The sequence below is a fragment of the Paraplanobispora takensis genome (assembly GCF_016863195.1).
Taxonomy (GTDB): domain Bacteria; phylum Actinomycetota; class Actinomycetes; order Streptosporangiales; family Streptosporangiaceae; genus Planobispora; species Planobispora takensis.
In genome coordinates this window covers 50,381-68,928 of the sequence record NZ_BOOK01000046.1, presented here as the reverse complement: position 1 = coordinate 68,928, position 18,548 = coordinate 50,381, and the positions used below count along the sequence as shown (strand labels likewise).

23 protein-coding genes are annotated in these 18,548 nt (G+C 71.6%); 15 read left to right on the top strand and 8 right to left on the bottom strand.

The features are described from left to right. Positions 1-74: 74 nt before the first annotated feature. A complete protein-coding gene (locus Pta02_RS30120) occupies positions 75-641 on the bottom strand; it encodes a TetR/AcrR family transcriptional regulator (RefSeq protein ID WP_203878353.1) in 567 nt (188 codons plus the stop codon). 90 nt (positions 642-731) lie between these two features. On the opposite strand from Pta02_RS30120, the gene Pta02_RS30115 reads away from it, so the two are divergent. From Pta02_RS30115 to Pta02_RS30105, 3 genes are read left to right on the top strand one after another with little or no spacing between them, the layout of a single operon-like run. Beyond that, positions 732-2,663: a fumarylacetoacetate hydrolase family protein gene (locus Pta02_RS30115; RefSeq protein ID WP_203878352.1), complete on the top strand. Its 1,932-nt coding sequence runs from the start codon at positions 732-734 to the stop codon at positions 2,661-2,663. Next, the gene (locus tag Pta02_RS30110; protein WP_203878351.1) at positions 2,660-3,277 is read left to right on the top strand and encodes a DUF2867 domain-containing protein; all 618 of its coding nucleotides are present in this window, start codon (positions 2,660-2,662) and stop codon (positions 3,275-3,277) included. The genes Pta02_RS30115 and Pta02_RS30110 overlap by 4 nt, the downstream gene beginning before the upstream one ends. Then, a complete protein-coding gene (locus tag Pta02_RS30105; RefSeq protein ID WP_203878350.1) occupies positions 3,274-3,720 on the top strand; it encodes a DUF6463 family protein in 447 nt (148 codons plus the stop codon). The genes Pta02_RS30110 and Pta02_RS30105 overlap by 4 nt, the downstream gene beginning before the upstream one ends. Before the next feature lie 36 nt (positions 3,721-3,756). On the opposite strand, the gene Pta02_RS30100 is transcribed toward Pta02_RS30105, so the two are convergent. After that, positions 3,757-4,470: a LysR family substrate-binding domain-containing protein gene (locus tag Pta02_RS30100; protein ID WP_239131338.1), complete on the bottom strand. Its 714-nt coding sequence runs from the start codon at positions 4,468-4,470 to the stop codon at positions 3,757-3,759. A 54-nt stretch (positions 4,471-4,524) separates the two neighbouring features. On the opposite strand from Pta02_RS30100, the gene Pta02_RS30095 reads away from it, so the two are divergent. From Pta02_RS30095 to Pta02_RS30080, 4 genes are all read left to right on the top strand, one after another. Beyond that, positions 4,525-4,890 carry a DUF5997 family protein gene (locus tag Pta02_RS30095; protein ID WP_203878349.1) on the top strand — a complete coding sequence of 122 codons (366 nt, stop codon included), beginning with the start codon at positions 4,525-4,527 and terminating at the stop codon, positions 4,888-4,890. 78 nt (positions 4,891-4,968) lie between these two features. Beyond that, positions 4,969-5,136: a nuclear transport factor 2-like protein gene (locus Pta02_RS30090; RefSeq protein ID WP_203878348.1), complete on the top strand. Its 168-nt coding sequence runs from the start codon at positions 4,969-4,971 to the stop codon at positions 5,134-5,136. Positions 5,137-5,251: 115 nt separating this feature from the next. Further along, positions 5,252-5,482 carry a hypothetical protein gene (locus Pta02_RS30085; protein WP_203878347.1) on the top strand — a complete coding sequence of 77 codons (231 nt, stop codon included), beginning with the start codon at positions 5,252-5,254 and terminating at the stop codon, positions 5,480-5,482. Positions 5,483-5,704: 222 nt separating this feature from the next. Next, positions 5,705-6,721: a BtrH N-terminal domain-containing protein gene (locus Pta02_RS30080; RefSeq protein ID WP_203878346.1), complete on the top strand. Its 1,017-nt coding sequence runs from the start codon at positions 5,705-5,707 to the stop codon at positions 6,719-6,721. On the opposite strand, the gene Pta02_RS30075 is transcribed toward Pta02_RS30080, so the two are convergent. Then, entirely contained in the window at positions 6,718-7,206 is a 489-nt protein-coding gene (locus Pta02_RS30075) for a hypothetical protein (protein ID WP_203878345.1), read from the bottom strand. The two genes, Pta02_RS30080 and Pta02_RS30075, sit on opposite strands and share 4 nt — an antisense overlap. A gap of 103 nt (positions 7,207-7,309) precedes the next feature. Between Pta02_RS30075 and Pta02_RS30070 the strand changes: the two genes are divergently transcribed. Next, positions 7,310-8,188: an MBL fold metallo-hydrolase gene (locus tag Pta02_RS30070; protein ID WP_203878344.1), complete on the top strand. Its 879-nt coding sequence runs from the start codon at positions 7,310-7,312 to the stop codon at positions 8,186-8,188. A 114-nt stretch (positions 8,189-8,302) separates the two neighbouring features. Here Pta02_RS30070 and Pta02_RS30065 read toward each other — a convergent pair whose 3' ends face one another. Continuing rightward, positions 8,303-8,698 (bottom strand): RidA family protein, encoded by a 396-nt coding sequence (locus Pta02_RS30065; RefSeq protein ID WP_203878394.1) that lies wholly within the window; start codon positions 8,696-8,698, stop codon positions 8,303-8,305. 136 nt (positions 8,699-8,834) lie between these two features. Here Pta02_RS30065 and Pta02_RS30060 point away from each other — a divergent pair, with 136 nt between their 5' ends. From Pta02_RS30060 to Pta02_RS30035, 6 genes are all read left to right on the top strand, one after another. Continuing rightward, entirely contained in the window at positions 8,835-9,836 is a 1,002-nt protein-coding gene (locus tag Pta02_RS30060; protein WP_203878343.1) for a helix-turn-helix transcriptional regulator, read from the top strand. Positions 9,837-9,922: 86 nt separating this feature from the next. Then, positions 9,923-10,393: a MarR family winged helix-turn-helix transcriptional regulator gene (locus tag Pta02_RS30055; protein ID WP_203878342.1), complete on the top strand. Its 471-nt coding sequence runs from the start codon at positions 9,923-9,925 to the stop codon at positions 10,391-10,393. 109 nt (positions 10,394-10,502) lie between these two features. Continuing rightward, positions 10,503-11,354 (top strand): MerR family transcriptional regulator, encoded by an 852-nt coding sequence (locus tag Pta02_RS30050; RefSeq protein ID WP_203878341.1) that lies wholly within the window; start codon positions 10,503-10,505, stop codon positions 11,352-11,354. A gap of 122 nt (positions 11,355-11,476) precedes the next feature. Continuing rightward, complete coding sequence (locus Pta02_RS30045) at positions 11,477-12,574, top strand: TDT family transporter (RefSeq protein WP_275423629.1); 1,098 nt, start codon at positions 11,477-11,479, stop codon at positions 12,572-12,574. A gap of 100 nt (positions 12,575-12,674) precedes the next feature. After that, positions 12,675-13,295, top strand: a complete 621-nt coding sequence (locus Pta02_RS30040; RefSeq protein WP_203878339.1) for a TetR/AcrR family transcriptional regulator — start codon at positions 12,675-12,677, stop codon at positions 13,293-13,295. Between the two features lie 34 nt (positions 13,296-13,329). After that, positions 13,330-13,617, top strand: a complete 288-nt coding sequence (locus Pta02_RS30035) for a YciI family protein (protein ID WP_203878338.1) — start codon at positions 13,330-13,332, stop codon at positions 13,615-13,617. Positions 13,618-13,677: 60 nt separating this feature from the next. Here Pta02_RS30035 and Pta02_RS30030 read toward each other — a convergent pair whose 3' ends face one another. The 4 genes from Pta02_RS30030 to metX all read right to left on the bottom strand — a co-directional run bounded on the left by Pta02_RS30030 (position 13,678) and on the right by metX (position 17,914). Then, positions 13,678-14,742 (bottom strand): translation initiation factor eIF-2B alpha/beta/delta subunit family protein, encoded by a 1,065-nt coding sequence (locus Pta02_RS30030; RefSeq protein WP_203878337.1) that lies wholly within the window; start codon positions 14,740-14,742, stop codon positions 13,678-13,680. A gap of 67 nt (positions 14,743-14,809) precedes the next feature. Then, the gene (locus Pta02_RS30025; RefSeq protein WP_203878336.1) at positions 14,810-15,292 is read right to left on the bottom strand and encodes a CoA-binding protein; all 483 of its coding nucleotides are present in this window, start codon (positions 15,290-15,292) and stop codon (positions 14,810-14,812) included. After that, on the bottom strand, positions 15,289-16,674 hold the full coding sequence (locus tag Pta02_RS30020) for an O-acetylhomoserine aminocarboxypropyltransferase/cysteine synthase family protein (RefSeq protein ID WP_239131337.1): 1,386 nt from the start codon (positions 16,672-16,674) through the stop codon (positions 15,289-15,291). The genes Pta02_RS30025 and Pta02_RS30020 overlap by 4 nt, the downstream gene beginning before the upstream one ends. Positions 16,675-16,693: 19 nt before the next feature. Continuing rightward, positions 16,694-17,914 carry a homoserine O-acetyltransferase MetX gene (gene metX / locus Pta02_RS30015; protein ID WP_203878335.1) on the bottom strand — a complete coding sequence of 407 codons (1,221 nt, stop codon included), beginning with the start codon at positions 17,912-17,914 and terminating at the stop codon, positions 16,694-16,696. Positions 17,915-17,994: 80 nt separating this feature from the next. Between metX and Pta02_RS30010 the strand changes: the two genes are divergently transcribed. Continuing rightward, complete coding sequence (locus Pta02_RS30010; RefSeq protein ID WP_203878334.1) at positions 17,995-18,543, top strand: OsmC family protein; 549 nt, start codon at positions 17,995-17,997, stop codon at positions 18,541-18,543. The last annotated feature ends 5 nt before the right edge of the window (positions 18,544-18,548 follow it).

The following is an 18,548-nucleotide window of genomic DNA, read 5'->3' as shown; positions in this document are numbered from 1 at the left end:
CGGCACGCGACCGGCCATCATTTTCTAACGGTTATATCGCCTCGCATCCGTTAGATCAACAACGGCGATCCCCGTCACCCCGGCCCGGCCGGCAGCAGGGCGCGGATCGCGGTGTGGACGGCGTCGAGGTCCACCGCCTCGGGGGCGACCCGCCACTGGGCGTGAACGCCGATGACGGCCCCCACCAGCAGGACCGTGAACGCCTCCGGGGTGGTTCCCGGGGGCAGCGCCCCTGCCGGGATCCGGGCCAGCACCTCCTGCCGGAGCGCCGCGTGCAGGCGCGCGTAGTGCTCGCGGATCGGCGAGTCCGCCTCCACGGCCTCGGCGAGCAGGGTGATGAACAGGCGTGTGCCGGGCAGGCGGATGAAGTCCATGGCCTGGTCGAGCGGATCGCCGGGGCGTTCCCCGTCGGGCGGGGCGAAACCGGTCAGCACGGCGTGGAGCCGGTCGTCGAGCACGGCTTGGAGCAGGCCCAGCTTGTTGCCGAAGTGCCAGGGGATGGAGCCGCGGCTGATGCCGGCCCGCTCGGCGATGTCGATGAAGCTCGTCTGCCGGTACCCCTTCTCGGCGAAGAGCTCGGCGGCGGCCGCCACCAGCAGCCGGCGGCTCTCCTGAGTCCTCTCGATGCGTCGCGTGGCCATGCGGTCAATCTAACCAGGTATGCCGAATGACAGAGCAAGTGTTGATCGATATAGCCTGTGTCAGTCAACATAGAAACGAGGAGGTTCTCCATGCGTTGGGTGACCTATGCCGAAGACACCGGAGACCGCGTCGGCGTGGTCGAAGGGGACCGGATCCATCCCGTCGAGCCCGGCGTCGATCTGGTCGAGCTCATCGGCCGGGGCGCCGCGGAACTGCGGGCGACCGGCGAGAGGGCCCTGGCCTCGGCGGCGCAGACGGTGCCGCTGGCCGAGGCCAGGCTGCGCGCGCCGATCCCGCGCCCGCCCTCGGTCCGTGACTGCCTGTGCTTCCTGGACCACATGCGCAACTGCCTGCAGGCCTCCGGTCGGTCACGCACGCTCAAGGACGCCTGGTACGAGGTCCCGGCCTTCTACTTCGCCTGCCCCTCCACGATCGTCGGCCCGTACGACGAGGTGACGATCTCGCCCGGCAGCGCCTGGTTCGACTTCGAGCTGGAGATCGCCGCGGTCATCGGGCCCGGCGGCCGGGACCTCACCCCGGAGCAGGCCGAGGAGCACATCATCGGCTACACCATCTACAACGACTGGTCGGCGCGGGACCTGCAGATGCGCGAGGCGCCGCTGGCGATCGGCCAGGCCAAGGGCAAGGACGGCGCGACCACGCTCGGCCCCTACCTGGTCACCCCGGACGAGCTGGAGCCCTACCGCCGCGACGGCAAGCCGGCCCTGCGGGTCGAGGCCGCCGTCAACGGCCGGACCATCGGCTCGGGCCGTACCGACGCCATGGACTGGAGCTTCGGCGAGGTCGTCTCCTACGCCTCGCGCGGCGTGGAGCTGGTGCCCGGTGAGGTGTTCGGCTCGGGTACGGTGCCCGGCTGCTGTCTCATCGAGCACCTGTCCCTCGCCGACCCGGCCGCCTTCCCCGGCTGGCTGCGGGACGGCGACGTCGTGGAGCTGACGGTCGAAGGGCTGGGCCGTACCCGCCAGACCGTCCGCGCGTCCGCCGCGCCGTACCCGCTGGCGCCCCGGCACAACCCCGACCTGCGGCCGCCGCGCCCGCGCGTCAACCGCGCCCCGTCGAGGCTGCCCTACACGCGCGGCCTGCACGAGGTCGGCGCGGGCGTGTGGGCCTGGCTGCTGCCCGACGGCGGGTACGGCTGGAGCAACGCGGGCCTGATCGCGGGCGAGGGCGCCTGCCTGCTGGTCGACACCCTGTTCGACCTGCCGCTGACCGCCGAGATGCTCGACGCCATGCGTCCGATCACCGATCGGCACCCGCTCACCCGCGCCGTCGTCACCCACTCCGACGGCGACCACACCCACGGCAACCAGCTGCTGGACGGGCACGTCCAGATCATCGCCGCGGAGGCCACCCGCACCGAGATGCGGCACGAGATGCCTGCGGAGATGCTGACCGCCGCCCAGGTGCTGGACATCGGCCCGGCGACGCCGTACTTCCGTGAGCGCTTCGGCGCCTTCGACTTCAGCGGCATCCGCCTGCGGCTGCCCGATCTGACCTATGACCGGGAGCTGATCCTGGAGGTCGGCGGCCGCGAGGTGCGCGTGGTGAACCTGGGCCCCGCCCACACCGATGCCGACTCGGTCGTGCACGTGCCGGACGCCGGCGTGCTCTTCGCGGGCGACCTGCTGTTCGTCGGCTGCACCCCGATCGTGTGGAGCGGCCCGATCGCCAACTGGATCACCGCCTGCGACCGGATGATCGCCACCGGGGCCGAGACGATCGTCCCCGGCCACGGCCCGGTCACCGACCCCGACGGGATCCGCGCGGTGCGCGGCTATCTCACCCACGTGGTCGAGCAGGCGGACGCCGCCCACGCCCGCGGGCTGTCCTTCGCCGAGGCGATCGAGACGGTGGACCTGGGGGAGTACGCCGCCTGGCTGGACGCCGAGCGGATCGTGGTCAACCTCCACCGCCGCTATCGCGAACTCGACCCCGCCGCCACGCCCGCGTTGGACCAGATGACGCTGATGGCCATGATGGCCGCAAAGGAGTCCCGGTGAGACTGCCGAAGAGCGCGCACACTTCCCGTCCGTGGCGCATCCACGAGCTCACCCCCGACTTCTCCGTCGAGGACGTGTGGTCCTTCCGCACCCCCGGAGCCGGGCCCGGCGACTTCCCGGCGATGCTCGCGGCGATGCGGACCGCCGGGGGACTCGCCGGGCAGTCCGGGCCGTCGCGGTTCCTGTTCGCCCTCCGGTGGAGGCTCGGCGCCCTCCTCCGCTGGGACGCGCCGTCGGCGGGCGTCGGCGCGCGCGTGGCCTCACTCCGCGACCGCCTGCCCGGTGATCTCCGCGACGCCCCCCGCGGCGCGGACAACGAGAGCATGCCCCTCGAAGCGGTCTACGAGCTCGACACGGAGTCCGCACGCGAGCTGGCGAACAAGACCGTGCACACCGTGATGCATCTCGGCTGGGCCCCGGGGGCGGACGGCGACCACGAGCTGCGGATGGCCGTCCTCGTCAAGCCCAACGGATGGTTCGGGCGGCTCTACATGGCCGCCATCGCGCCTTTCCGGTATCTCGTCGTCTATCCGGCACTGACCAGGCAATGGGAGCGGGCCTGGCGCGACCACGGCCACGCGGAGACCGGCCGCGAGGAGGGGAGCTCACGATGAACTCCGGAAAACGACTGCTCCGCTGGGCGAGCGGGATCATGTTCGTGCTGGGGGCGGGGCACCTGTCCCTGCTGACGCTGATCGCCCGGCAGGACGTCGCCGGCTGGGTGGACCGGGGGATGTGGGCGGCGGTCCCGCTCGTGCTCTCGCGCGGGGACGCCGTACCGACGGTGGAGTCCCTCCGGAACCAGGCCGTCTTCTGGGGCGGCCCGGCAAGCTTCTCGGTACCCCTGGTCCTCCTGGGCTGCCTGGTCTGGCACCTCGCCGGACGCGGGGTGGCCGTGCCCGCCGCGATCGGCTGGGGCCTGGCGGTCTGGTGCCTGCTGGGCGGTGTCCTTCTCGTGCCCTCCCCGTTCTTCGCCGGGACCGTCTCCGGGGTGCTCATCATCCTGGCGGCGCGGAAGGCAGGGGATCGGCCGGAAGCGGTCGGGGACCGGGCGTGACCCGCGCCCGCCGGCCCCGTCGCCGGGAATGACGGTTCAGCGGGGCCGGTGGCCCTTCCTGCCCCGGCCGGTCTGCGCGCCCCGGCGGCCCGACCCGCCCGGAGCGGGATTGCGCGGCTGCTTGCGCGCCTTCTCCGGGGCGGGCGCGGGAGTACGGCCCCGCGAGCTGTTGGCCGTACGCCCGCGGACGATGCCGATGAAGTCCTCCACCAGCTCGGTCGTCGCCTCCGTGGGCCAGGCCAGCGCGACCTGCGACTGCGGCGTCTCCACGACCGGCCGGTAGATCAGATCCCTGCGGTGGTACAGGCGCGCCAGCGACTGCGGGACCAGCAGCAGCCCGGCCCCCGACGCCACCAGCTCGATCGCCTCCGCCGTCGTGTCCGGGCGCGTGAAGGCCGGCAGCCCCGGCGGGGCCGTCCATCCGAGGGTGTCGTCCATCGGGTGGAACACCTCGTCGTCGGCGAGATCGGCGACGGTCACCTCGTCGGCGGCGGCCACCATGTGATCCTTCGGCGCCACGACCATGGTGGTCTCGACATAGAGAGGAATCACGCTGAGCCCTTCGCGCTCCACCGGCAGCCGCACGAACCCGGCGTCGGCGCCGCCCTCGTGCAGGAGCCCCACCACCTCGGCGGCGGCGACGGAGATCAGGGTCAGCGGCACCTCGGGCACGCGCTCGGCCCAGATGCCGGCCCATTTGGCGGGCGTCACCCCGGGCACGTAGGCCAGCCGGAACTCCCTGTCAGTCACCTCCCCAGAGTACCGATGTCAGGGGAAGCGGCTCGGAGCCATACCCTTGGCACCATGACCAAGCTCAAGACCACCCAGACGATGAAGCCCGCGACCGCGGCCAAGAAGCTGGGTGTCCTCCTCTCGGCCACTCCCGCCGAGTTCCAGGAGGGAGTGGTCTCCAGGGACGAGCTGAACGCGCTGCAGGCCGCCCCGCCGGCCTGGCTTGCCGATCTGCGGCGCAACGGGCCGCACCCCAGGCAGGTCGTCGCAGCGAAGCTGGGCGTCTCCAACTCGGGCCTGGCCAGGGGCGGCGTCACCGGGCCGCTCACCACCGCCGAGATCGACGCCATCAAGGCGGAGAACCCCGAGTGGCTGCAGCGCGAGCGGTCGGTCCAGGCCGAGGTGCGCAAGGAGGCGCAGCGCCTCAAGGAGCGCTAGCCGGCCGGCGCCGACTGACCGGTGGACACCGAAGGGCCGGATCCGGTCGGCGTCCCCCCGAAGGTGGAGATCACACGGATGGTCGAGGAGAACGACGTCGTCATGGCGGAGATGACCCTCGAAGCACTCCAGAAGGACGGCACCGTGATGCGCGCCGCGATGGGCGAGGTGTTCGTGGTGCGCGACGGCCTGATCTGCGAGCGCCGGGCCTACGTCGTGCCGCTGACCGAGAACGACCACAGGTGACGGACGCCGCGTCCGGCTGTGTCGAGGTGAGGCCGCCCGGCGATGATGCAATCCGGCCGGGCGGCCGCTACGAACCCCTGTGACCGACAATCCATCGGCAATAAGGGAGTCAGCCATGCAGCAGGACACCACCACCGGGCAGGGCCGCAGGCGGGTCAGAAGGCTCGCGGTCGCCGTCATCGCCGCCGGCGTCCTCGTGGGCGGCGGGGTCGCCGCGGCGGGTCCGGCCGCCGCCGCCACCTTCTGCGGAGAGACGGGGGACGGCGGCTTCGGGTGCGTGATCGACCAGGGAGACGGAACCTTCAAGATGGCCAACAGCAACGGCGACATCGTCTACAACTGGTGACGCGCACATCCGGTGCCTGACCTGACGACGGGCGGATCGCAGCCGGCTCCCGCCGGTGTGCGTCCGCCCGTCGTCAGGCGCCCGCGCCGACGGCCGGCCGCCCCGCGGCTGGACTCTCCCACCGGGGGAGGCCTCATGCTCCTTCCAGCGGCCCCCGGTAAAGGTGCCGGGCACGGGCGGGCGGTGCGGCCGTCCGCCGCCTCAGCATGAGGAGAACGACGCATGAGCATCGTGAAGGACGTCGAGGCCCGCGGCATGCACCACTGCGAGACGACGGCGCTGGGAGTGCTGTTGCGGCATGAGGGGCTCGACCTGTCGGAGCCCATGCTGTTCGGACTGGGCTCGGGCCTGTCCTTCGTCTATTGGGACGGCAGGGGCATGGAGTTCCCCTTTCTCGGAGGCCGCGTCAAGCCTTTCGAGCTCACCAGGAACCTGGCCGCCAGACTGGGGCTGGCGCTGACGGTCGAGGAGACCACCTCGCCGCGCAAGGCGTGGCAGAACGCGGCCGCCCCCGTCGACGCAGGCCGGCCGGTCGGCCTCCAGCTCGACTGCTACCACCTGGACTACTTCCGCTCCAAGGTGCACTTCGGCGGTCATATCGTCGCCATGTACGGCTACGACGAGCACGAGGCCTACCTGGTGGACACCGGCCAGCAGGGGGGAGCGGTGCGCACCAGCCGGGCCGGCCTCGCCATGGCGCGGGCCGAACGCGGTCCGATGACCGCCAGGAACCGATCCTTCACCATCACGCTGCCCGCTCACCCGCTTTCCTGGCAGGACCGGATCGTCCCCGCCATCAAGGACTGCGCCGAGGCCTTCCTCGCCGCGCCCATCGCGAACCTGGGCCACCGCGGCATCGAGAAGGCCGGCAAGCAGGTGCCCCGATGGCTGCTGCGCGCCGGTGAGCCGCGACACGACCTGCCGCAGGCCGCCCTCCTCATGGAGAGGGGCGGCACCGGCGGCGCCCTGTTCCGCGCCCTCTACCGCGACTTCCTCGATGAGTGCACCCGGCTGATCGACGATGACGACCTCCGCGCCGGTCACCGGCTGTACGCCGAGGCCGCCGTGCTGTGGACGGAGGTGTCCACCTTGATCACGAAGGCTGGAGAGAGCGGCGAGGCGGGGTATCTGGAGCAGGCCGGCGCCATCCTCCACGATCTTTCGCGCATCGAGAGGGACGCCATGCGGACGCTGCGTCGGTTGCAGCTCCCGCCGGCGGCCCCGGGCCCTCTGGGCTAGATCACCTGCGACGGGTCCGCGAACAGCGGCACCTCCGCCTCCAGGTACCTCTCGTTCATCGCGGAGGACTCCAGAAATGTCATGAACAGACGCTCCACTGTCAGCCGCTGCCGCGACAGCGCCCCGGCAGCGGTCTCCGGCGCGTCGAAATGGGCCTCGGCCACCTGACCGGAGAACGTCGCGGACACCGGGGAGACGGGCCTCGACTCCAGCGGACCCCGCAACGCCATCCCCCGGTAGACGACGACCGCGCCGGTGCAGAGCTCCCACAGCGCCTGTGTGAAAGCGCTGCGCACGACGATGTGCTCGGCCCTGCGCTCCTTGCCCCACCCCGCCGCGAAGGTCTTCGGATCGCGTATCGCCCTACCGGCGAAGGCGCACGGCCCGGGATCGAACCGGTCGAACCGCTGCACCGCCTCGCGAAGCGCCCGCAGCGCGGCTTCTCCCGCGACGGCGCCGCGCAGAGCGAACTGGTATCCGCCCACCTCCTCTGAGCCGGGGATATCCGGGGGAGTTACTCACTCCATTACGATTTGCCGTGGGACCGCAGAGCCTTGCGACGACGAGGCCGCTCACGGAGGTAGCCCCATGGGAACCCTGGAAACGATCGTTTTCGCCTCCGAGCCGCCCCGGCCCCGGACCTTCGACGTGGCGTGGATCCACGGCTCCCCGTCGGCCAAGCACAACACCGACCCCGACATCCAGGTGTACGCCTACGACGAGCACACGTTCGTACTGCGGCAGAACAAGGCGATCAACTACGAGGCGCCCTTCCTGTTCCTGCTGTTCGGCGCCGGCCAGGCCGTCCTGCTGGACACGGGCGCGACCGAGTCGGCCCGGTTCTTCCCCCTGCGGGACGTGGTCGACGACCTCATCGGCAGCTGGCTCGCCCGCCATCCCCGTGACGGCTACCGCCTGCTCGTCCTGCACACTCACGCCCACGGCGACCACATCGCCGGCGATTCCCAGTTCGCGGACCGTCCGGACACCCTGGTCGTGGGGGCTCACAAGGACTCCGCGTGGCCGTACTTCGGCTTCGACGCCGATCCCGGCCGCGTCGCCCGGGTCGATCTGGGCGGTGGCCGGGTGCTGGAGTGCCTGGCCACCCCCGGCCACCACGAGGCGGCCGTGACGTTCTACGACCCGCACACCGGTTTCCTGCTGACCGGGGACACCGTCTATCCCGGCAGGCTCTACATCCAGGACTGGCACGCCTTCACGCGCACCGTCGACCGGCTGATCGACTTCGCCGCCGCCCGGCCCGTCACCCACGTCCTCGGCTGCCACATCGAGATGACGACACGCCCCGGCGTCGACTATCCGATCCGCACCACCTACCAGCCGGACGAACCGCCCCTGGAGATGACCGTCGCCGACCTGATGGAGATCCGCAAAGCCGTCGACGAGGTCGGCGACCGGCTCGGCTCGCATCCTTTCCCACGCTTCGTCATCTGCCGCGGGAACTGATCCCTGCGCGGGTCGCAGCCGCGGACGCCGATTGTCACCGTTGCGGGCACCGGAGAGCACCCGCCTGCTGCCCGTGCCGCCTCCGGCGGTCCTGCCGGAGGCGGTGAGGCCGCATCAGGCGACGGCGGTCCCCTCAAGCTCGACCATCAGGTCGGGGATCGCCAGCCGTGTCACCCCGAGCATCGTGGTGGACGGCGCCGCCCCGGCCGCGCCCAGCCGCGCCGCCAGCACGCCGTAGTGCTCGAAGAGCCGGTCGACGTCGGTGGTGTAGACGTTGAGCCGGACGAGGTTCGCCAGGGACATGCCGGCCTCGCCGAGCACGGCCTCCAGGTTGTCGAGGCTCAGCGCCAGCTGCGCCGCCATGTCATCGGCGTGCTGGGGCTTGCCGTCGCCGCTCATCGCGGTCTGCCCGGCGCAGTACAGGGTCCGGGTGTGCCCGGAGACGACCTCGCCCTGGTTGTAGCCCAGATCCACCGACCACGCCCACGGGTTGACCGCCGTTCGCTCCATCGCCATATCAGCTCCATTCGGTTCATCGGCATCACGTACGTCCGTCGGCTCGGCAGCCGCGATCTCCGACGTCGTGCTGCCAAGCCTCCCGGCAAATCACGACATCCTGTGTCGTGTATTCCTGTAGCGTTTTCGGATGCGCGCCGACCGGTTGGTCTCGCTGGTGCTGCTGCTGCGGCAGCACGGCCGGCTGTCCGCGGCCGCGCTGGCCCGCGAGCTTGAGGTCTCCACCCGCACCGTGCTGCGCGACATCGAGGCGTTGTCCGCAGCCGGCGCCCCGGTCTACGCCGAACGCGGCCGGCACGGCGGGTTCGCGTTGCTGCCCGGTTTCCGGACCGAGCTCACCGGGCTGAACCCCGACGAGGCCCTGGCCCTGCTGGTCGCCGGATCCCGGCGCGGCGCGCAGGCGTTCGGCCTCGGCTCGGCGCTCGCTTCGGCGATGCTCAAGGTGGTCGACGCGCTGCCGGAAAGCTATCGGGGCACCGCGGCCGGCGCGGCCGAGCGACTGCTCATCGACCCGGAGACCGACCTGCTGTCGCGTCGGCTGGTCGATGAGGAGGTGCCCGACGCCATAGTGGCCGAGGTCCTGCGCGCGGTGGTCGCCGGACACAGGCTGCGCATCCACTACGCGGCCGCCGACCGGAGCCCGGAGTGGCGCACGGTGGACCCGATCGGCCTGGTCACCGTACGCGACCGGGGCTACCTGCTGGCCACGAGGTCCGGCGCGGACCGCACCTACCGGCTGTCGCGGGTCCTGGCCGCCGAGGAGCTCGCCGAGCCCGCGCAGCGGCCGGACCGGGTCGATCTGGACCGGGCCTGGCAGGAGCGCAGCACGCGGTTCCGGACCGGCGGCGACCAGGTCGCCGTGCTGGTACGGGTGGACCCGGCGCGGCGGGAGGACCTGGTGGGCACCGCGCTGGCCGTCCGCGCCGAAGAGGCCGACCCGGACGGCTGGCTGCGCCTGGAGGTGACCTTCCAGGATCCCCGGCACGCCGAATGGGCGCTGTGGCAGCTCAGCACGGACGCGGAGGCCCTGACCCCGCAGTGGTTGCGCGACTCCCTGCGCGACCGCGCCGCCGCGATCGCCGGCCGCTACGGGGCGTCATCCCGGCAGTCGCCGCCTTCCACGCGGGCATAGGGGCCGGCGGCGCGGAGGATGCGCATCGCCGCGACCTCCTAAGATGGTCAACGCCATTGTCCGTACAGTTGAGCAGGTTGTCCATCGTGCCAAGCGACCCTCCCGGCTTCGAGCTGCCGCTCCGGCTGCTCCTCGGCTTCCGCGTCCTCATCGACGAGCTCCACGCCGAGCTCGCCCGGCAGGGCCACCCCGACCTGCGCCCGATGCACGGGTTCGTGCTCCAGGCGATCATGCGCGGCGGCGACACCGCCGTGGAGCTGGGCCGTACGCTCGGGGTCTCCAAGCAGGCGGCGGGCAAGACGATCGAGACGCTCGAACGCCTCGGCTACGTCGAGCGCGCCTCCGACCCCCGCGACACCCGGCGCAAGATCGTCCGTCTCACCGCGCACGGCACCGACTCCCTGGTCCGGTCGGAGCGCGTCTTCGACGAACTGCGCGCCCGGTGGGCCGAGGTGATCGGGCCGGAACGGCTGCGCGAGCTGGAGGCCGACCTGCGCAAGGTGACGCCGCCGGACATTTTCCGCCTCGACGTGCCGGGCTGGTTCGGCGCTCAGTGACGCCCCGGTGCCCGGCCGCCGTTCCGAGAATCCGGCCGGGCGGCTCCGTCCGCATCGGTCCCTGCCGCGGGCTTGAGGTTCCCGCGCGGCAAGGTTCTAGATTCATCGCATGGCGGACGGACCTGAACTGATCACGGTGGGCCGGCTGGCACATCGTGTCGGCCTGACGGCCAAGGCGCTGCGTCACTACGACCGCATCGGCCTGCTGGTGCCCGCCCTGGTCGAGCCCGGCAGCGGATACCGCTACTACGGGCCCCGGCAGGTCGCCCACGCGCGGCTGATCCAGCTGCTGCGCTCGGTCGACGTGCCGCTGGAGCAGGTGCGGACCTGTCTGGCGACGCCTGATGACGAGGACCTGGTCAAGCGGGTGCTGGCCGGGCACCGCCGCCGCCTGCAGGCACGTCTGGACCGGACACGCGGGGACCTGCACCGCATCGATCACCTTCTCGAGGATGGAGTCACGACGCTCATGGCGGAGCACGCCGGCCCTCACGGTCTCGCCGGCTCGGCGGGCGACCAGCGGCAGCTGGCCGTCGACCTGTTCAACGGAGTATGGCGGTTGCTGGAGAAGGAGGACCGCACGACCGACGACGACGATCGGATGGTGCACATGGCGCACGCCTCGCGTTACCACTGGGGTCAGGTCGGTGCTCCGATCAACCGCAGCCGGGGCGAATGGCAGTGCTCACGGGTGTACGCGGTCCTGGGGCGCGCCGAACCGGCGTTGCACCACGCCCGCCGCAGCCTGGAGATCTGCCACGCCCACGGCATCGGGGACTGGGATCTGGCCTTCGGCTACGAGGCCCTGGCCCGTGCCAGCGCGGTGGCCGGCGAGGCGGAACAGGCCCGCGCCTGGACCGAGCAGGCGCTGGCCGCCGCCGAGGACATCGCGCAGGACGAGGACCGCGAGCTGCTGCTCACCGACCTGGAGACCATCCCCGCCCAGCCGCGCTTCTGGTGATGGGGCCGGGTGGCCGAAGACGGGGCCCGGGAACGGCCGGAGGGTCGCTGACGTGCGGAGGCTCCCTTGGCGATCAAGGGAACTGCTAGTGGGCGTCAAGCGACCCTCGCCATCGTTGCCGCATGCCTCCGAAGTGGTACGTAACCGTCATGGGGACCGGTATCCTCGCAACCGCTCTACCCCCGGACCTCGACGCCCTGCGTCCTCTCGCGGCGGCCGTATGGCTGCTGGCCGGTCTCATGCTCGTCGCTCTGGCGTTCACCTGGAGACACCGCCGCTTCGATCCGGAGATCGCCCCCTTCCTGGGAGCGCCGCCGATGGCACTGCTCACCGTCGGCACGGGCACCCTGCTCTACGGCCAGGACCTGATCGGCCTGCGCGCCGCGGTCGCCGTCGACGCCGCACTGTGGCTGGCCGGCACACTCCTGGGGCTGGCCTCCTTGATCGGGGTCCCGTGGTTCATGCTCACCCGGCACCGGCCCGGCCTGCATGAGGCCTCCGGGCTGTGGCTGATGCCGGTGGTGCCGCCCATGGTCGCGGCGACCAGCGGCGCGTACCTGGTGCCGCACGCGGGCTCGCTGGGCCGGGCGCTGCTGGTGGCCTGCTACGCCCTGTTCGGTCTCAGTCTGCTCGCGGTCGTCCCGATCGTGGTGGTGCTGGTCCGCCGCATCCGGGTGCACGGGCCCGGCGCCGCCTCGACGGTGCCCACGCTGGTCATCGTGCTCGGCCCGCTGGGCCAGTCGGTGACGGCCGTCAACCAGCTGGCCCGCTCCGCGCCGGAGCTGGCCGGCTTCGGGCTCTGGTACGGGGTGCCGGTGTGGACCGCGGCGATGGCCTGGCTGCTGGTGGCCGCGTTCTTCCTGCTGCGCACCGTACGGCGCGGCGGCCTGCCGTACGCGCTGACCTGGTGGAGTTTCACCTTCCCCGTCGGCACCTGTGTGACCGGCGCCTCCGCGCTGGCGGTCCAGCTCGGCTCGGAGCTGTTCGGCTGGGCGGCGCTGGGGCTGTACGGGCTGCTGGCCGGCGCCTGGGTGACGGTCGCGCTGCGCACCGTCCCGCTCGTCGCCCCGCAGGTACGCGAACTCGCGATCCGTCCCGGACGGTCGCCGGACCACGCCGGGTCCCCTGGAGCCGCCGGTCCGTCCCGGGACCGGGTGCCGGCGCGGGAGGTCCTGGTCCTCGCGGTCGCCTGGGATCGGCGGGAGCGGCAGGCCGCCTGAGCCGGTTGACACCGCATAGGACGCCTGTCCTAATATCTCCTCTAGGACGGATGTCCTAGAGCGGTTCCACGAGGCGGCGGCCATCCGGGAGGTGACGGCGGTGGGGGCGGAAACGACCCGGGACCATATCGTCGAGGCGGCCGACCGGCTGTTCTACCACCAGGGATACGAACACACCTCCTTCGCGGCGATCGCCGAGGCCGTGCGCATCTCCCGGGGGAACTTCTACTACCACTTCAAATCCAAGGACGACATCCTGCGCGCGGTCATCGCCGCGCGGCTGGAGAGCCGGCGGCGGATGCTCCGGGAGTGGGAGGCCGAGGAGGCCGATCCCGCCGGCCGGATCCGCCGGTTCGTGGAGATCGTGGTGACCAACCGCGCCGACATCCAGGACTACGGCTGCCCGGTGGGCACCCTGACCACGGAGCTGGCCAAACTCGGCCACCCCGCCCTGGGCGAGGCCGGCGAGGTCTTCACGCTTTTCCGCACCTGGCTGCGTGAGCAGTTCACGCGGCTGGGGCACCGGGAGCGGGCCGACGAGCTGGCGATGCACGTGCTGGCCTTCAGCCAGGGCGTCGCCACGCTGGCGCACGCCTTCCGGGAGGAGGACTTCATCCGCCGCGAGGTCCGGCGGATGCACGACTGGCTGGGCGCGTACTCCGCCGGCACCGGAGCCGTCGCCGCCGCCGCGCACGAAGACGGCGGGCGGGCCGATGCCTGACGCCCCCGGATCCGACGACTCTGAGAGGTTCCACATGTTCGTGGTGTTGCTGCGGTTCTCCGCCAACAAGGATGCCGCCGGACAACACATGCCCGGCCACCGGGAATGGATCGAGCGCGGCGTCGAGGACGGCGTGTTCCTGCTGGCCGGCAGCATCCAGCCGGGACCGGGCGGGGCGATCGTGGCACACGGCATCTCACGCGAGGACCTGGAGGGCCGCGTGGCGGCCGACCCGTTCGTCGCCGAGGACGTCGTCACGGCGGAGATCGTGGAGATCGCGCCGTGGATGGCCGACGACCGCCTGAAATTCCTCCTCGCCTGAGCCTCGCCCCGGCCGGCGTCCGGTTCTGTGCGCCGGAGGGTGCCGAATCCGTATATGTGACTATTTGAAGGTGCCGGGCCGGTGGACCCCGCTCTCGGTCACGATGCCGGTGACCAGGTGGGGCGGGGTCACGTCGAAGGCCGGGTAGTAGCCGGTCACGCCCTCGGCGGCGGTGCGCCGGCCGAGGGCGTGCAGCACCTCGTCGCCGTCGCGCTGCTCGATCACCACGTCGGCGGCCGTCGGAGCCTGCGGGTCCGGGGCGTCGATGAGCGCGTAGAACGGGACGCCGAAGGCGTGGGCGGCCAGTGCCACACCGAGCGTGCCCACCTTGTTGACCACATGGCCGTCCAGAGTCACCCGGTCGGCACCGGTCAGCACCACGTCGGCCAGCCCGTCGGACAGGACGGCGGCCACCATGCCGTCGGTGATCAGCGTCGGCCGGTAGCCCATCTCCACCAGCGCCGCCGCGGTCAGCCGGGCGCCCTGCAGGTACGGGCGGGTCTCGGTGCAGACGAACTCCAGACGCCTGCCCGCGGCCTGCGCCGCCCGCACCGTCGCGATCAGGAACGCGTCGGCCCAGCAGTGCGTGAGGACCCGCGTGCCGTCGTCGAGCAGCGAGGCGGCGTGCTCGCCCAGGGCGGCGTTCCGGGCGCGATAGGCGTCCTTGTGCGCCCGCGCCGCCGCCTCGACCGCCGCCACCAGCTCCTCCCCGGCGAGCCGCGCACGACCTTCCCCGGTGAGCCGCCCGGGATCGTCACCGGTGCCTTCCCCGCCGGGATCCCCGTCTTCGCCCACGGTCGCCGCCAGGACGGCGTGCACCGCGTCGCGGATGTGGTTGTTGGTCGGCCGGGTGGCGATCAGCCGGGCTCCGGCGGCGCGCAGCCGCGCCGCCGCCTCCCGAGGCCCGTCGCCGCGGGCTTCGCGGGCCCCCAGCACCATGCCGGCCGTGGCCGCGAACAGCGGCCCCGTGCTCTGCGTCACCATCCGCTCGATGGCCACCGCCACGTCCTCGCTGGTCCTGCAGCGCACCCAGCTCACCTCGAAGGGATAGACGCGGCGGTCGAGGATCTCCACCACGCCGTCGTCCGCGTACCGCACGGATTCGGCGAGTACCGGTCCGCTCATCCTGGCCTCTCCTTCCGGTGTGCCGTCGCCACCGCGGCGGCACATGGTGTGCTCGGCGACAGGGTGGCTACTGGAGACCCGCGCGGACGGAGGTGATGCGGCGGGTGTTGAAGCCGAGCCAGTGCATCCGGCCCACGTAGCGGGCGTGTTCGATCTTGAGGCAGCGGTCCATGATGACGGTCACGCCGCCGGTCTCGGCGATCCGCGCGCCCTCCTCGTTGATCACGCCGAACTGGCACCACAGGGCGCCGGCCTTGATCTCCACGGCCTCCCGGGCGATGGCCGGCAGCGCGTCCGGTGCGCGGAAGACGTTCACGAGGTCCACCGGCACGGGGACGTCGAGCAGGCTCGGGTAGCTGGTCTCCCCGAGGATCTCCTTCTCGCGGGGGTTCACCGGGATCACCCGGTAGCCGTGCCGCTTGAGGTAATAGCCGACGAAGTAGCTGGCCCGCAGCTCGTTGTTCGACAGGCCCACGATCGCGATCGTCTTGGTGGCGTGCAGCACGCGCTGGATCGTCAGCGGGTCCTGGTAGCGCTCGGGATCGGTCATGCCGTCTCCACCTTCTCTCCGCCCTTGGCGGCGCTCGGGGCACCGCTCGGGGCATCGCTCGCCGCACCGGTCGTCGCCGCGACGCGGGCGAAACCCTGCTCCAGATCCCAGATCAGGTCCTCGACGGACTCGGTGCCGACCGACAGCCGCACCGTCCCCGGCCCGACGCCCGCCGCCCGCAGCTCCTCGTCGCCCAGCTGGCGGTGCGTCGTGCTGGCGGGATGGATGACCAGGCTCTTGGCGTCGCCGACGTTGGCCAGGTGGGACCAGAGCGTCAGGCCGCCGATGAGACCCTGCCCGCCGGCCCGGCCGCCCGCGCAGTCGAAGGAGAACACCGCGCCGGCGCCGCGCGGCAGGTATTTGTCCACCAGCGGACGGTACTTGTTGCCCGGCAGCCCGGGATAGGTCACGTTGGAGGCCAGCTCGTGCGAGTCGAGGAACGCCGCGACCGCCCGCGCGTTCTCGACGTGGCGGTCCATCCGCAGCGACAGCGTCTCAAGGCCCTGCAGGAACAGGAAGGCGTTGAACGGCGAGAGCGCGCCGCCGAGGTCGCGCAGGGTCTCGGCGCGCAGTTTCATCAGATAGCCGTACATGCCGAACGTCTCGTGGAAGCGCAGCCCGTGGTAGGCCGGCGACGCGTCCGCGACCACCGGGAAGCGCCCGTTGGACCAGTCGAACGTGCCGGCCTCGACGACGACGCCGCCGATGCTCGTGCCGTGGCCGCCGATGAACTTGGTCGCCGAGTGGATCACGATGTCGGCGCCCCACTCGATCGGGCGGCACAGGTACGGCGTCGCGAACGTGTTGTCCACGATCAGCGGCAGCTCGTGCTCGTGCGCGATGGCCGCCACGGTCTCGATGTCCAGCACGTTGCCGGAGGGGTTGCCGATCGTCTCACCGAAGAACGCCTTCGTGTTCGGCCGGACCGCCTCGCGCCAGGCGCCGGGGTCGTCGGGGTCGACCCACGTCAGCTCCACGCTCATCTTGCGCAGCAGGTGCTTGAGCTGGTTCACCGTACCGCCGTAGAGCGCCGAGGACGACACGACGTGGTCGCCCGGCTGCAGCAGCGTGAACAGCGCGGCCGCCTGCGCGGCGATCCCGCTGGCGAACGCCACCGCGCCGGCGCCGCCCTCGAGGTTGGCCACCCGCTCCTCGAACACCGCGACGGTCGGGTTCATGATGCGCGAGTAGGTGTTGCCGTACTCCTGCAGGTTGAAGTACGCCGCCGCGGACTCCGGATCCTCGAAGACGTAGCTGGTCGTCTGGAAGATCGGCACCGCGCGGGCGCCGGTGTTCGGGTCCGGCCGTTGCCCGGCGTGCAGCTGCCGGGTCTCGAACCCGAACTCGCGGGCCTGTTCGGCGCGGGAGAGCTTGTCGGTCACAGAGTCCTCTTCCTCGACCTCATCCGGCCCGGTCCGGGGCCAGGAACCGGCGGATGACGGGCGTCTGTCGCGCTTCCTCCAGCAGGAAGCAGTCGTGGCCGTACGGCGCGTCGATCACATTGAACTCGACCGGCTTGCCGAGGGCGCGCAGCGCCCGCTCGATCTCCTCCGACGCCGACGGCGGGTACAGCCAGTCGGAGCTGAAGGCGATCAGCAGCGTACGCGCCCGCACGCCCTCCAGCGCCCGCGTGAGGGATCCGCCGCCGTGCTGGCGCGCGAGATCGAAGTACGTCAGCGCGCGCGAGACGTAGAGATAGGTGTTGGCGTCGAAGCGCCTGACGAACGAGTCGGCCTGGTGGCGCAGATAGTTCTCCACCTCGAACTCCGGCTCGGTGATCGTGTAGCGGAGGTCGTCGGCGAACTGCAGCCGCCGGCCGAACTTGTCCTCCAGCGCGGGCGCGGACAGGTAGGTGATGTGGCCGACCATCCGCCCGATGCCCATGCCGGCGTCGGGGGAGCGGCCCGTGCCGTAGTAGTGGCCGCCCTGCCAGTCCGGGTCGCGCATGATCGAGTCGCGTGCGATCGCGTTCCAGGCCACGCCCTGCGGATGGAGGGCGTGCGTGCTGGCGATCATCACGACGGCGTCGACCTGGTCGGGGAACAGGACCGCCCACTCCATCGCCTGCATCCCGCCGAGCGAGCCCCCGGCCACCGCCGCGAGCCGCTCGATGCCCAGAACGTCCAGGAACGCACGCTGGGTCCGTACCATGTCCGCGACCGTGATCACGGGGAAGTCCGCCCCGTACGGCCGGCCCGTCGCCGGGTCGGTCGAGGACGGCCCCGTCGTGCCGCGGCAGCCGCCGAGCAGGTTCGTGGAGACGACGAAGAACCGGTCGGTGTCGAACGCCTTGCCGGGCCCGATCATCCCGTCCCACCAGCCGAGCCCCCTGCCGCTCGCGCCGTCGCGCTCCTCGGCCCCGAACCCGTCGCGCGTGCCCGCCTCGGGCGGCGCCTTCGCCAGGCCCGCCGCGTGGGCGTCGCCGCTGAGCGCGTGGCACACCAGGATCACGTTGTCGCGCCGGGGCGAGAGGGTGCCGTAGGTCTCGTACGCCACGCGGACCGGATGCAGCTCCCCGCCGCAGTCGAGGCGTACGGGATGCGGCAGGTCGAGGTACCGGGTCTCCACGGTGCCCACGCTGCCGACTTCGCCGGCCGCGAGCGTTCTGGCTGGCTGCGACATGGGGCTCATGGTAGCCGCCGCGCCCGGTATATGGTCAAATACCTATCGGAATTACGGGAAGTGTCGGAAAGGGCGAAAACATGACTACGGTCGCCAACGGTGTGAACGTGCAGGCGCTGCTGGACGCGCGCGAGGTGCTCAAGGGCGCCCCCGAGGCCGCCCAGTTCGTCTGGCGGGCCTCCTCCACCTGGCGGAACGGCGTGCACAGCACCACCACGGTCAAGGAGTTCTTCGGCCTCGGCCAGGAGCAGACCCACCGCAACGAGGCCGTGTTCGACGCCGACCACCCCGAGGTCTTCGCGGCCGAGGACAACGGCATCACCCCGATCGAGTATCTCCTCGTCGGCCTGGCGGCCTGCCTGACGGCGGGCGTGGCGTCCGTCGCGCAGAACCGCGGCATCCAGCTGCGCTCGGTCGAGGCGACCCTCGAAGGCACCCACGACATCCGCGGCATCCTCGGCGCCGACAGCGACGTCCGCAACGGCTTCAACGACATCAAGGTGACGTTCAACATCGACGCGGACGCCTCCAGGCAGGACATCGAGGCCCTGGTGGCCCAGTCCCAGAAGCGCTCGGCCGTGTTCGACGCCCTCACCAACCCGACGAACGTCACCGTCGAAGTCGCCTGAGGGCC